The sequence below is a fragment of the Desulfitobacterium elongatum genome (genome assembly GCF_055378975.1).
Genome location: NZ_AP038772.1, coordinates 556,304 through 568,697, shown reverse-complemented (window position 1 = coordinate 568,697; position 12,394 = coordinate 556,304). Strand labels below are relative to the sequence as shown.

The window sequence follows — 12,394 nt, the reverse complement described above, 5'->3', positions numbered from 1 at the left end:
GAAAAGGTATCTCTCCTGTCAACCGGAGCCTTTTAAAGACTTAGAATTATAGAGAGCCCAAATGAAGAGGCTGCTACGCAACGAACGTTTCTGTTCATGGTGTAGCAGCCTCTTCATTTGCTTTCTTTTATTAGCTCTACTGGTTATTCTATCAGTTCACACTTTTGAAGGACATCCCACGTTTTAATTGCAGTATAAAGATGAATCCGGGTTTGATAGGAAGAAAAATTTACATTGAGCAGTCTTTCAATTTTGAACATTCGATAATATACGGTATTCACATGGACATATAGTTTGGAAGCGGTTGTTGTCCAACTACACGCATTATCTAGTAGAATTCTCAGGGTACCAATAAAGTCAGTCCCAAATTGCTTGTCATGTTCAATTACTTTCCCCAAAATCTGCATACAGTAATTTCTGATACTATTAAGATCAAGAGAAAAAATGGGTGTGAAAACTCCTAATTGAGAAAAATATTGAATCGAATGTTTTTCGCCCACTAAATTAGATAAAGCTAAGGCAATGCATGCCTCCTGGTAGCTTTTGAGCAAATCTGAGGGTGGATAAACCTTGCCTAGACCGAGAGAAAAGCCAAAATTAAATTTTTCTTCAAGGGTCTGTTTGGTTGCTTCTAAGTTTTCTTGACCTGGCCAATTCGGGTCTATATCCATGGGGTTATCCACGGGATTACCTCTGTGAATAGTGATTAAGCGTTCGGGTGCTATGATAGAGCTCACATATTCTGTATTTTCTTTCTGCATAGTTGAATAGATATTCAAGCGTAAAGTATTCCAATTTAAGTCTGAGGATCCTTCCTCTACCTCTAATACCGAGACAAAGTAGTAATTGTTTGGATCCATAGTTGGTTCGTATAACTTAAGTTGTTCAGGGATATTGATATCTGCAGGGGTAAAGGAATTCGAAGACAAGCTTTGTTTAGGATCTTCCTCTTTTTTACTATTGAGTGAAAAATAATACTTTAACGCTAATTCCCCTTCTTTAATAACGATTAGAGAGGTATCAATCCTTTCCTTGGGGAGGTTTTCAACAATGACATACCCAATCGTTGAATTGTGCTGAATAGCATAATAAAGGCAAGACTTATACGGTTCATAATAGTAGTCCTCTGTAAATTCAGGAATATCAATAAAGAATCCCTTTTTATCATTAGCACTGCTCAGTAAATCAGGATAGCTAATTTGGCCTAGGGCATCTGTAATAATTACAGGGTACTCAATTTTTGTATGCAAATAAGATCTAAGAAAAGGTAACCCACCATCTAACATTTTTTCTAATAAATAATATGAGCTTTTTATATTAGTCGTTGACATAAAAGCATCATCCTCTTTAAACAGTTAGATATATATCACTTAAATTTGGGCTGATGGTATGATATCAACAGATTTTCCAGCAGCGATAGTCCCTGCAATTCGGCCAAAAGTAATACAACGTCCATGACCAATGCCAGGGCTAATGGTTGGATAGTCATTCGCAAAAAAGTCTCCAGCTGTAGATCCTGCTACATATAGATTTTTTATAGGGTTATTAAATTCATCTAAGACCTCGCAATTTTCATTCGTATGCAGGCCACCTAAAGCTGTCAAGATTGTACTCAAAAGTCTACCTGCATAAAACGGGGGTTTTATGATTGGGGTCAACAACTCCGGTCGTTTTCCATAATCTGGATCATCCTTCAAGCTAGCCAGTTCATTATAGCGGGCAATCGTAGCCTTGAATTGATCAACTGGAACTCTCATTTTTCGAGCCAACTCTTCGAGCGTATCCGCCGAGACAACCTTACCTGCTTTAAGATGCTCCTCTAAGAGAGCTTGCTCAGTTTCCATGTTCCATTCTTCACCGGCTAATCGAGTGACCTGGTCACAGAACAAACCTCCACTTTGTTTCATAGATAAAACTCTTTGCACATTTGCTAGGCCATCCGCATCATACACAGTCCAGGCAATTCCACCTGGCTGATACTCTTTCGTACAGCTTTTGGATTGGACATTGACGTCTTCATTCATGTAACGCTTGCCTTTGGCGTTAACGTGGAGAAAAAAATAGCTCATGGCTCCGGCCTCTAAATGAATCACAGCTGTATGGGGTTCCACTTTTTGCATGGCTCCACCCACCCACAGGGCTAATTTGTGACCGTCCCCCATATTTGAGGATTGAGGAAAATAGTATTGTGCATCAGCATTAAGGGCAGAAGGATTATATCGCTCTAGCATTTCTAGATTGGATGCATAATCCCCAGTGGTAATTATGACTCCTTTACTGGCATTGTATTGAGTATAGTGACCGGGCTTTCCAGTAATAACACCCGTAACCGGCCCATCGCCCTCTCGAATCAAGCGTACAGCTGGCATGTTATAATGAAGGGCTATTCCTCGATCTATTACTGTTTTTTCTAAGGTTTTGACTAGGTCATAATTATAGGAATCCTCTGGGTCTCCTGGGATATAAAAAATATGACTCACAGGATATTCTGTATAATAAGGTCCCTTATAATAGCCATCCCAAAGACTGACTTGCATACCGCCTGCTTCGGCTATGTCCGTAAGCCAATCCATACAGGCTCCACTTTTACGAGCGAAAAGCCAGAGCAAATCCTCATTAAGTTTTCCCTGAGCCCATCTAATCCACTCTTTGATGACTTGTCGATAATTTATATTAACACCTAATTTTTGTTGCAGTTTACTGCCGAAAGCAGCATTATGGTAGCCTCGTGCAGAAAATGTCCAGTTCTTTTCGATTAAAATGGGAGTAGCGCCAGCCTCCTGAGCCGCTAGGGCGGTAACCATTCCAGCAAGCCCTGCGCCGATGACCACAATATCAGTATTGATAGTGTTTATAATTTCGGAGCTAGGGATAGGAGCAGGTGGCTTCTCCCAACTCAGTTTGTTTTTCTTCATTAATAATCATCCCCAATGACATTCAAATGTTATGATTAATATTATATCATAACAGACTAATTTAACTATTTTATAGTTCATTTAAATTAAGGGAGCGTCAGTTACTGGACGCTCCCTTAAACGATTAGGAAGAACATATTTGACGACTACTTACATCTTTAATGAAGGGACCGTATCTATCGATTTCCCGGCAGCAATCAGTCCAGCCAAACGGCCGAAGGTGATACAGCGACCATGCCCGATACCCGGGCAAATCGTCGGATAGTCATTTGCAAAGAAGTCACCTGCAGCAGATCCGGCGACAAACAAGTTTTGAATCGGTTGATCGTTTTCATCTAAAACATTTAAGCCTGTGTTGGTGCGCAATCCCCCAACCATCGTCAGAATCGTACTGAGCAGTTTCCCTGCATAGAAAGGTGGTTTCAAAATCGGAGTCAATAACTCAGCACGTTTACCAAAGTCTTCATCATTTTTGGCCGTAACGACTTCATTATAGCGCTTGACGGTTGCCAAGAAGGTGTCCACCGGAACGTTCATTTTTTGTGCGAGCTCTTCTAGTGTATTAGCGGTAACGACTTTGCCGCTTTTCAGTTGTCCTTCCAAAATTTGCTGCTCTGCTGCCAAATCGTACTTTGCACCGATACGTTGGAACGTTTGCCCGTAGAACAAACCTCCAGCAATACCCGAATCAATTTGTTGTTTGACTTCAGATAATCCATCGGCATCATAAATAGTCCAGGCAACCCCGCCTGGCTCATAGGCTTTGGTGACGCTCTTGGACTGGGTGTTTACGTCTTCATTCTTGTAGCGTTTACCTAAACCGTTAATATGGAGAAAACCATAGCTGTTGGCACCGGCTTCTAAATGAATGACACCTGCATGTGGCTCCACTTTCTGCATGGCGCCGCCAGACCACATCGCCATTTTATGGGCATCCCCGGTATTGCATTTATTCGGGAAATAGATCTGAGCATCCATTTTTAGAGAATAAGGAGCATATTTTTCTCTCATTTCTTTGTCAGAAGCATAGTCACCAGTAGCAATGATAACCCCTTTACTAGCATTATACTGGGTATAGTTCCCTTTAGTCCCCGCGATAACCCCTTTGACCGGACCAGTGCCTTCGCGAATTAATTGAACTGCTGGAGTTTTATAGTGAATCTCAATCCCTTTTTCCTTAATGATGGATTCCAATTCGGGAAGCAGGACAGCGTTGCCAGCCCCTTCGACATTACCATTGGTGTAAACGAAATTCGTGCCTTCCTTATAAAAGAAGTGGGTCACTGGATATTCGGTATAATCCGGTCCTTTAAAATAGCCGTCCCATAGAGCACTTTTCAAGCCTCGGGGTTGCACCATATCCATTACCCAGTCATAACAGGCTCCACTTTTGTGAGCAAAAAGCCAGAGCATTTCCTCTTTGCAGCGACCTTGTGCCCAATAGATCCACCTTCTAACGACTTGACGGTAGTCAACCTTGATGCCCATTTCTTGCTGAAGCTTACTGTTAAAAGCGGTGATATGTCCGCCTCGAGCAGCTGTTGTTTCGTTTTTGTCGATGAGAATAACTTTGGCTCCAGCTTCGTGGGCCGATAAGGTTGCAACGGTACCTGCAAGTCCTGCGCCGATGACAAGAACATCAGTATCAATTGTTTTCTTAATTTCAGATGCGGGGATAGATGCCGGTTTGGTTTCCCAGCTCCATTTCTTACCCCCAGATTCAGCAGCAGGTGCCTGTGTAGTCGTAGTCTGAGCGGCTGGTGTTCCACAACCGGCTAAGATGCCACCCGTAGCGACTCCTACAGCAGCAAATGCACTACCCTTGAAAAAATCCCTCCGCGAAAGTCCCTTTTTTGATTTGTCTTCAGAGCTCATAAATCTTTACCCTTCCTTTCCTAATAGCGTGGTGCGACTATAGATGAGCTTGTGAAATGTGACGCTTGTCTGTAATGTACCATGGAAAAATGAAATAGACGAGTGTATGAGACTCCAAATATTTCTGTGTAAAATCAGAGTCCACTCCAGCATTGGAGTCGACTCCAAAAGTTAAAAGAAGAATAACCGCTAACATATTTAGAATTATTTTGTCGAAATTTATAATAATTTGTCCCTTTTCGATTCTTGAACTAGATTTTTGTTCCTTATATTTAATTTGTAAAAGGTTAATTGGAGCATGATATGAAAAAGTTTCAGAGTTCCCTCCAAGTGAATATAAGAACAAGTTATTGTAGAATTTAGTCATGTTATGGCTAAGCCATCAAAGGGGGGGTCATATTCAAGACAGTGGTAAATGAACAAAAAACAATCTCTAAGGGGTACTAGAAAAATGGAGGTATAGCGTTATGGGCCAAAAACTATCCACTACTAAAAAGCTCATCATGATACTAATAGTTGCTTTAGTGATCATCGGTGTAGGGTCAGTTACCCTAGTAAAGGGTAGCGTGAAGACAGAGGTTAATACATGGAATAATAGTAGTAATCTCTTAGCAAGTAAACATCATAATGTGGGTGTATCTTGCGAGCAATGTCACGGACAGGATCAACTCGGAATTGGCTTTAAGAAATTAACCGGTGGAAAGAGTGATAGTGTCTCTTCTCAGGAGTCATGCTTGAAATGCCATACTCGCGAAAAAATTAAGACTGCAACAAATTTCTCACATGGGAATCCTCATGATAACCACAATGGAGAACAAGATTGTCTTACTTGTCATCAAGTACATAAACAATCGACCCCTAGCTGCTTGGAATGCCACACCTTTGACTGGATAAACGAACTGGATGACGGTTGGGTTAAAGAAGTTAATAAAAAGGCTTTATTATAAGTTGCCGTAGCCCCCATATCCTTAGCCGTGCATAAGCTCGACGCTTTGATCATAAGAAAGAAGGCTTAGAAATGCCCCATGGGGCATTTCTAAGCCTTCTTTCTTTCTACTATAGACTCACCCGCTCTTCAAGTGCCAATCCATCTATTTGACCTCTCCTCATCCTACGCCGTTAGGCTATCTTTTGGTGTAAGCTGCTTCGGCGAAAGTCTCCACCGGAGACTTTCGTACTTCTAGGACGGCTATGGCTTTTGCAAGCTCCATAATACTTGTTGAAAGTTCATTGAGTTTCCCTTCGATCCGCACTAATAGATAAGCGCTGACCACGATGGGAAAGCCAAAATTCCCGACCAGTTTTAAAATTTCTTCCATGCCTTAACCCCCTTCCTTCTTTTTTACCCTCTTACGATCAGGAGGCGATAGAGTTTCCTCTACGCCTCCACCAACCTCCTTTAGAACTCACTCGTCCTTCTCGCTTACGCGATAGGAGCATCATAAAGGTCGTCCGTTGTAGTATTCACAATTTTGATATCGCTCTTCGAAATCATCGCTCCACCGGAACCTAAGAAGATATTCTTAGCAATAATCTGATCCATTACGGCTTCAATCTCTGCCGTGGTGATACCTACTTTCGGCTCTGGCAAGGTGAGACTTACTGTTCCACCAAGAGCGGTATTGAAGGTCATTCTCAAGACTTTTCTAGTCGTTGTTGCCATTCTATTCCCTCCTTTCCTCAAAGGTCCTTCCTTTTAAACTCAAGGAAACGTTCTTACTCTGACACGAGGTCGAATCGATTGTCGCGGCGCACGCCGGTTAGAGGATAATCCTGCAAAGCATAGAGTGCAGCTGCGACGTCATAGACATCCTGGTCTAAGGCAGCGACCAAGACATTAGGAAAACTCCGTTGGCGCACGATAGGAGCGCCTAATTCGTTCAGACCCACCTGATAACTTACGACCAATACCGAGTCTTTAGCGGTTGAGGTTACGGCCATCTTCAACACCTCCTTTCTTGATATCCACAGACGTTCTCCCATTAAAAAAAGCAGCCGGGCCTGCCGACTGCTTTGGACAAGGGGTATTCACGCATCTCCGGGCAGGAAGAGTGTGTGAACATGCTCCCCTGCCCGAGAACATCTGTTCTATACTTAGATTATCACCTTTGCTTAGGACATACTATGACAGGGTATGCCCTGTTCTAAACTATTTAGCGCCTGAGCATGTAACCTATGAACCTGACGATAACTATAATTCATCCGTTCAGCGATATCTTCCCAGGTCCTATAACTCAGGTATCTAAGTTCCAATAAAAGATGATACTCTGGCTGCTCGACGGAGTTAATCACCCCCATAATCTCGCGTTTCAGCTTCACAAGCCTGTCTATATCTGCATTGATCTCCTCTTCCAGATCGACCATCTTCACGATTGCATTCTCCATCGGGCTGTACTGCTGTATCCCGCCGACACACCTCCCTTGAGTGCTTGCAGTCGCTTTCTTCCCCAGATCCTTCAAGCATGCGACCTGCTCTAATTTACTACTGATTCTCTGGTCCAACCGAAAAGCCTGTGATAAATAATCTTTAGCCTTCATCGCTACTCCCTCCTCCTTCTCCCGAACTCGAGTCACTCCCTGTCAGTCCTCCATGCTTTCTCACATGGACAGGGCCTCCTTCAGCTTTTGCTATTCAAGGCCGATTATCTCACCTACGGCCTCCTATCATTTGTCACTATCGCCCTTTATTCGAACAGTTTTATCGATATATGAGTAATTCTGAATGTTTTGTTCGTAATCAGGGTAAAAAAATAGCTCATCCACCGTTACCCCGAAGAAATCAGCAATCCTCTTCGCTAAGGCAAAGCTGGGTGTTCGACGGCCATTTTCGATCATGTTGACATAATCCCCCGCTATTCTCAGTTCCAATCCTAACCCCTCTTGGGTGTACCCGCGATGCAGCCTCAATGCTTTAAAACCTTGGTTTTTCATATTCTCGCACCTCCTTAAATTTTGAACATTTCGTTCTGTGCCTATTCTAGCGAATATTTTCATTGTCGTCAATCGATATTTTTGTTCGTATTATTGACGTTAACCGAACGTTTTGTTATAATTCCATTAGATTCAGACGGAGGTGAACGAATATGTTGTTCGGTGAGAGACTTAGAAAGATGCGCGAGGATGCAGGTTTAACCCAGGCCGAACTTGGAAAGCGAATTGGCGTGTCCGATCGTGTGGTTGGCTATTACGAAGCCAATGTACGCTTCCCTAAAAAGCCAGAAACACTCCAGAAACTCTCTGAAGTGTTTAAGGTGTCCATTGATTCACTTGTCGGCAAGGATGGAGCCTTTGTACAAAAATCTGTCGAGCAATTCGGTTATACTGGAAGTCAACAAGCCAAGGAAGTATTGAATAATGTTCAAGCTCTCTTTGCTGGGGGCGAATTACCGGAGGAAGATCGGGATGAGTTTTTCCGAATGGTCTCCGAAATGTACTTCGAAGCGAAGCAAAATAACAAAAAATACGGGCGCAATAAATAGAACTTGCCGGATGGGGGAACCGTATGGACCACATCATCAAAAAAGCAGATGCGTTAGTAGAGCAATATAAGACACGAAACCCTTTTGAGATTGCCAATCATCTCAACATCACCGTGAAGTACGGAGAATTCTCGCAACTCAAGGGGTTTTATAACTATACCTACCGCAATCGTTTTATTGTTATTAACTCTCGCTTAAATGAAATTGAACAGAACATCACCTGTTCCCATGAATTAGGCCATGATCGACTGCACCGCAGGCAGGCTAAGCTCGGTCTAATGAAGGATTATCATATATTTAACGTCGCCGATCTTTGTGAACTCGAGGCAAACCTATTTGCTGCACAGCTGCTTATCGATGACGGCGACTTTTTGGACTGCGCCAATATGAAGTTCACTTCTGCGCAAATTGCTGCGGAATTAAATGTCCATGAAGAATTAGCCCTAATCAAAGGAACCATTCTGAACAGACAAGGGTATAACCTTAACATCCCTTATCTCCCCAGTTCTACGTATTTGGGTGAACAAAATTCACGTTCCTAATTACTAGGGAATTAACACGCTTTCCACCCTAAGACTTCTCAGTCATTCGATCCATATACCAACTCCGGCCGATTTCAAGACATACCAAAACAATCAAGACCAGTCCTATATACAAAGATCCGATGACAAAGTTCAAAAAGGATATCTCATCCACCGAGTTTACCCATAGTTTGCCAAGGAATAATCCCGGAATGAGAATCCAGCCGTGAATCCCTTCTTTAAATTGAGTGAATCGCCATAGACTAAAGCTTGCAACTAAAATAGCAGCACTTAGTCCAATAGTGATATATGCCCAGGTTTTAAGGGATAGATCGGGGGCCCATCCCAATACTATACAGGCCAAGCTATACATCGTAGAACATGAAAGCAAGATAGCAACTCCAAGCGCTCCAAGGATTACGTTTAAAAGGCACTTAACCATAACTCCCCCTTAGATTAATTTTGCTTTCTAAAACTTATTCATAGACGTCAAGGGCTATACCAGAAAGATTATTAGACCATACTTCATTTACGACCCCTACCGAGCGGGAACCGCGAGTCGAGTAAATTACTTATAAGTAGTCATGTATGTTATTATAGAACTTAAAAAGAAGGGTACTTGCTTATTGATCACCTAGTTTATGTAAATCAAAAAGGGTATTAATAGATAGGAGTGGGATCGTAAATGAAATTTTTGAGACTTTTACTTATTTTTGTTCCAATAAGTATCCTCGGAGAGTTTATCCACCTGTCAGGTACAGTAATGTTTGTTCTATCTGCATTAGCGATTATCCCCTTGGCTGGGCTAATGGGTGAAGCAACGGAGGAAATCACCTTTTACTCCGGACCTCGCATCGGGGGATTTCTTAATGCTACATTTGGTAATGCTACGGAGCTCATCATTGCTTTTTTCGCCTTGAAGGCAGGGCTTTTTGATGTAGTCAAAGCGTCAATTGCTGGTTCGGTAATCGGCAATATATTATTGGTGTTGGGTGCCAGCATGCTCTTAGGGGGAATCAAATATAAATCGCAGTCGTTCAATAAACAGGCGGTTGAAGTGACTTCAAGCATGTTGTTGTTTGCTGTCATTGGTTTAACCGTCCCGGCCATTTTTACACATACGGTACCTACTGAGTTTCTTAATACCCAGTACGAAGGACTAAGTGTTATCGTAGCGGTTATTATGTTCAGCATTTATCTATTGAGCCTATTCTTTTCCTTTCATACTCATAAGGATATTTATTCAGTTGATCACGAGGAGGAGAGCACTCCCAAATGGTCTCTTAAAAAGGCAATTTTTGTTTTAATAGTAACAACGGTACTTATTGGTTTAGAGAGTGAGTTTTTTGTTAGTGCTGTCGATCCGATGACGAAGGCTATTGGACTTAGTGAATTCTTTGTCGGAATCATTCTGATACCCATCATTGGTAATGCAGCAGAACATAGTACAGCCATCGTAATGGCTTACAAAAATAAAATGGATATAGCCGTTGAAATCGCTCTTGGTTCAAGCTTACAGATTATTCTTTTCGTGACACCCGTTTTAATTTTCCTCAGCTTGCTATTCACACCCATGAGTATCGTATTTAATGAGTTCGAACTGATCGCCCTTGTATTTGCGGTTCTCATTGCTAACAGAGTAGCTAATGATGGTGAGTCCAATTGGTTGGAAGGGGTTCAGCTTCTCGCAGTGTACTTAATCATGGCAGTTTCATTTTTCGTTCTTTGATCAAAAATGGAGTCAACACTTTTCTTGTGTTGACTCCTTTTTTTCCTAATGAACATACCCCTGTTCTTCTCGGTAATGCCGATGATCCACCTTATCTCCCGCATAGGTTCCTTCACAGGTATAGAGCGGTCGCGCCTTATGCCCCGTATGTAAGAGCTCATGCGCCTTTTCACTGTTCGGCTCGCCGAGGAATTCTTCGTAGAGCTTAAGCACATAGGGGTTCTCATGGGATTTCCGATACTCTTTCTGTTGATCCGCTTGGAACAAGCCTCTCGCTCTGGATTTACGAAGATCAATCTGTAGACTCCATTTATCAAGGTTTGAGTAGATGGGTTGTCCCCCTCCACCGACGCAGGCTCCCGGGCACGCCATGATTTCGATAAAGTCGTATTCGGCCTTCTTATTCCGAACCCTGTCACAAAGCTTACGCGCTTCCCCGATATTCCTGGCCACGGCCACACGAAGCGTCCGGTCCCCTAGTTGATATTCCGCCTCCCTTAGTTCATTGAAGGAGCGGATTTTTTCCAGTTCCTCATCGGAAAGTTCAGAGCCGTTAACCTTCTCACTCAAAGTACGTAGGGCTGCCTCCATGACTCCACCTGAAGCACCGAATATGACCCCTGCCCCACTCGAATACCCCATCGGTTGGTCAAATTCCTCATCTGGGAGATCTGCGAAGTTCATTCCACTCATGCGGATCATTCGAGCCAATTCCCTCGTAGTAAGTACCACGTCCACATCCTGTTGACCACTATCTCGATGCTCCGGTCTCGCCGCTTCAAACTTTTTGGCAATACACGGCATGACCGAGACACTAAAAATCTTCTTCGCTGGAATCCCTGCCTGCTTCGCATAATAGGTCTTAACTAAAGCACCAAAAATCTGCTGGGGGCTCTTCGTTGAAGACAAGTGAGGAATCAGTTCAGGATAAAAGTTCTCACAGAATTTAACCCAGCCGGGACAACAGGAGGTGAACTGCGGCAAGGGTCCTCCATGACCCTCCAAACGAGCTAAGAGCTCATGCCCCTCTTCCATGATACAGACATCGGCTCCAAAGCAATCATCAAACACCTTATTGAACCCTAATCGACGGAGCGCCGAAACCATTTTCCCGGCGACAAGCTCTCCTTGAGGCATTCCGAATTCTTCCCCTAAACTCACTCGAATCGAGGGAGCCGTCTGAATCACGACATGCAACTCAGGGTCTTGCAGGGCTCTCCACACTTTATCGGTATCATCCTTCTCATGAAGTGCAGCTGTTGGACAGACGAGTACACACTGTCCACAGGTAATGCAGGGAGTATCCTGGACACTATCATTATAGGCAGGGCCGGCCACGGAATCAAAGCCACGATGGAGCATATCATAGATGCTTACCGTGAGAACATCCCGACAGACGGTTACACAGCGGCGACAGCGGATACACTTGCTCGGTTCACGCACTAAGGAGGGAGAGAGATCATCGACGGCGAAAACACCTCGTTCCCCCTCCCATTGCAAACCATGAACATTCATCTCACGAGCTAGGGTTTGCAATTCACAATTTCCATTTCGGAAACAGGTCAGACAATCAAACGGATGATCAGATAAGAGAAGCTCGAGTACCTTTTTCCGAGCGTGCAAAACTCGGGGGGTATGTGTTCGGATTACCATACCCTCCGCTGCCGTTAAGGAACACGCAGCAATCAAGTTGTGATGCCCCTCGAGCTCGACCTGACAAATTCGACAGGAAGCTATGACGTTGACTTCTTTTAAATAGCATAACGTTGGGATATCGATCCCTAATTCCTGAGCCGCCTCAATCACTGTGGTCCCTTCCTCCACCTCGGTCGGCCTATCATCAATGGTCAAATGAACCATACTCTTTCTTCCTCC

Annotated in this window: 14 protein-coding genes; 4 read left to right on the top strand and 10 right to left on the bottom strand. The window is 43.4% G+C overall.

Annotation, left to right across the window (positions count from 1 at the left end):
- Positions 1-143: 143 nt before the first annotated feature.
- The 3 genes from ACZ42W_RS02535 to ACZ42W_RS02525 form a co-directional block, all read right to left on the bottom strand.
- Positions 144-1,331 (bottom strand): PucR family transcriptional regulator, encoded by a 1,188-nt coding sequence (locus ACZ42W_RS02535; RefSeq protein ID WP_464168237.1) that lies wholly within the window; start codon positions 1,329-1,331, stop codon positions 144-146.
- Between the two features lie 39 nt (positions 1,332-1,370).
- Positions 1,371-2,915, bottom strand: coding sequence for an FAD-dependent oxidoreductase (locus tag ACZ42W_RS02530; protein WP_464168235.1), 1,545 nt, complete (start codon positions 2,913-2,915; stop codon positions 1,371-1,373).
- A 150-nt stretch (positions 2,916-3,065) separates the two neighbouring features.
- The gene (locus ACZ42W_RS02525) at positions 3,066-4,790 is read right to left on the bottom strand and encodes an FAD-dependent oxidoreductase (protein ID WP_464168233.1); all 1,725 of its coding nucleotides are present in this window, start codon (positions 4,788-4,790) and stop codon (positions 3,066-3,068) included.
- A gap of 467 nt (positions 4,791-5,257) precedes the next feature.
- On the opposite strand from ACZ42W_RS02525, the gene ACZ42W_RS02520 reads away from it, so the two are divergent.
- Positions 5,258-5,737, top strand: coding sequence for a cytochrome c3 family protein (locus tag ACZ42W_RS02520; protein ID WP_464168231.1), 480 nt, complete (start codon positions 5,258-5,260; stop codon positions 5,735-5,737).
- Positions 5,738-5,914: 177 nt separating this feature from the next.
- Here ACZ42W_RS02520 and ACZ42W_RS02515 read toward each other — a convergent pair whose 3' ends face one another.
- From ACZ42W_RS02515 to ACZ42W_RS02495, 5 genes are all read right to left on the bottom strand, one after another.
- Entirely contained in the window at positions 5,915-6,109 is a 195-nt protein-coding gene (locus ACZ42W_RS02515; protein WP_464168230.1) for a YvrJ family protein, read from the bottom strand.
- Positions 6,110-6,213: 104 nt separating this feature from the next.
- Positions 6,214-6,453, bottom strand: coding sequence for a DUF2922 domain-containing protein (locus ACZ42W_RS02510; RefSeq protein ID WP_464168228.1), 240 nt, complete (start codon positions 6,451-6,453; stop codon positions 6,214-6,216).
- Between the two features lie 53 nt (positions 6,454-6,506).
- Positions 6,507-6,731, bottom strand: a complete 225-nt coding sequence (locus ACZ42W_RS02505) for a DUF1659 domain-containing protein (RefSeq protein ID WP_464168226.1) — start codon at positions 6,729-6,731, stop codon at positions 6,507-6,509.
- A 171-nt stretch (positions 6,732-6,902) separates the two neighbouring features.
- Positions 6,903-7,328, bottom strand: a complete 426-nt coding sequence (locus ACZ42W_RS02500; RefSeq protein ID WP_464168224.1) for a DUF1492 domain-containing protein — start codon at positions 7,326-7,328, stop codon at positions 6,903-6,905.
- Between the two features lie 126 nt (positions 7,329-7,454).
- Complete coding sequence (locus ACZ42W_RS02495; RefSeq protein ID WP_464168223.1) at positions 7,455-7,721, bottom strand: helix-turn-helix transcriptional regulator; 267 nt, start codon at positions 7,719-7,721, stop codon at positions 7,455-7,457.
- Between the two features lie 152 nt (positions 7,722-7,873).
- Between ACZ42W_RS02495 and ACZ42W_RS02490 the strand changes: the two genes are divergently transcribed.
- Together ACZ42W_RS02490 and ACZ42W_RS02485 are read left to right on the top strand one after the other, a co-directional pair.
- Entirely contained in the window at positions 7,874-8,269 is a 396-nt protein-coding gene (locus ACZ42W_RS02490) for a helix-turn-helix domain-containing protein (protein WP_464168221.1), read from the top strand.
- Positions 8,270-8,292: 23 nt separating this feature from the next.
- A complete protein-coding gene (locus ACZ42W_RS02485; protein ID WP_464168219.1) occupies positions 8,293-8,811 on the top strand; it encodes an ImmA/IrrE family metallo-endopeptidase in 519 nt (172 codons plus the stop codon).
- A 28-nt stretch (positions 8,812-8,839) separates the two neighbouring features.
- Here the strand turns inward: ACZ42W_RS02485 and ACZ42W_RS02480 are convergent, their stop codons facing one another.
- Complete coding sequence (locus ACZ42W_RS02480; RefSeq protein WP_464168217.1) at positions 8,840-9,232, bottom strand: hypothetical protein; 393 nt, start codon at positions 9,230-9,232, stop codon at positions 8,840-8,842.
- A gap of 243 nt (positions 9,233-9,475) precedes the next feature.
- Here ACZ42W_RS02480 and cax point away from each other — a divergent pair, with 243 nt between their 5' ends.
- Positions 9,476-10,519, top strand: coding sequence for a calcium/proton exchanger (gene cax, locus ACZ42W_RS02475; RefSeq protein ID WP_464168215.1), 1,044 nt, complete (start codon positions 9,476-9,478; stop codon positions 10,517-10,519).
- A gap of 45 nt (positions 10,520-10,564) precedes the next feature.
- Here the strand turns inward: cax and ACZ42W_RS02470 are convergent, their stop codons facing one another.
- On the bottom strand, positions 10,565-12,379 hold the full coding sequence (locus ACZ42W_RS02470) for an NADH-dependent [FeFe] hydrogenase, group A6 (RefSeq protein ID WP_464168213.1): 1,815 nt from the start codon (positions 12,377-12,379) through the stop codon (positions 10,565-10,567).
- Positions 12,380-12,394 lie beyond the last annotated feature (15 nt).

Bases quoted from the DNA above. Each gene is read 5' to 3' on its own strand.
- ACZ42W_RS02530 (WP_464168235.1), bottom strand. From the start codon at position 2,915: ATGAAGAAAAACAAACTGAGTTGGGAGAAGCCACCTGCTCCTATCCCT.
- cax (WP_464168215.1), top strand. From the start codon at position 9,476: ATGAAATTTTTGAGACTTTTACTTATTTTTGTTCCAATAAGTATCCTC.
- ACZ42W_RS02535 (WP_464168237.1), bottom strand. From the start codon at position 1,331: ATGTCAACGACTAATATAAAAAGCTCATATTATTTATTAGAAAAAATG.
- ACZ42W_RS02505 (WP_464168226.1), bottom strand. From the start codon at position 6,731: ATGGCCGTAACCTCAACCGCTAAAGACTCGGTATTGGTCGTAAGTTAT.
- ACZ42W_RS02510 (WP_464168228.1), bottom strand. From the start codon at position 6,453: ATGGCAACAACGACTAGAAAAGTCTTGAGAATGACCTTCAATACCGCT.
- ACZ42W_RS02495 (WP_464168223.1), bottom strand. From the start codon at position 7,721: ATGAAAAACCAAGGTTTTAAAGCATTGAGGCTGCATCGCGGGTACACC.
- ACZ42W_RS02515 (WP_464168230.1), bottom strand. From the start codon at position 6,109: ATGGAAGAAATTTTAAAACTGGTCGGGAATTTTGGCTTTCCCATCGTG.
- ACZ42W_RS02490 (WP_464168221.1), top strand. From the start codon at position 7,874: ATGTTGTTCGGTGAGAGACTTAGAAAGATGCGCGAGGATGCAGGTTTA.
- ACZ42W_RS02470 (WP_464168213.1), bottom strand. From the start codon at position 12,379: ATGGTTCATTTGACCATTGATGATAGGCCGACCGAGGTGGAGGAAGGG.
- ACZ42W_RS02520 (WP_464168231.1), top strand. From the start codon at position 5,258: ATGGGCCAAAAACTATCCACTACTAAAAAGCTCATCATGATACTAATA.
- ACZ42W_RS02500 (WP_464168224.1), bottom strand. From the start codon at position 7,328: ATGAAGGCTAAAGATTATTTATCACAGGCTTTTCGGTTGGACCAGAGA.
- ACZ42W_RS02485 (WP_464168219.1), top strand. From the start codon at position 8,293: ATGGACCACATCATCAAAAAAGCAGATGCGTTAGTAGAGCAATATAAG.
- ACZ42W_RS02480 (WP_464168217.1), bottom strand. From the start codon at position 9,232: ATGGTTAAGTGCCTTTTAAACGTAATCCTTGGAGCGCTTGGAGTTGCT.
- ACZ42W_RS02525 (WP_464168233.1), bottom strand. From the start codon at position 4,790: ATGAGCTCTGAAGACAAATCAAAAAAGGGACTTTCGCGGAGGGATTTT.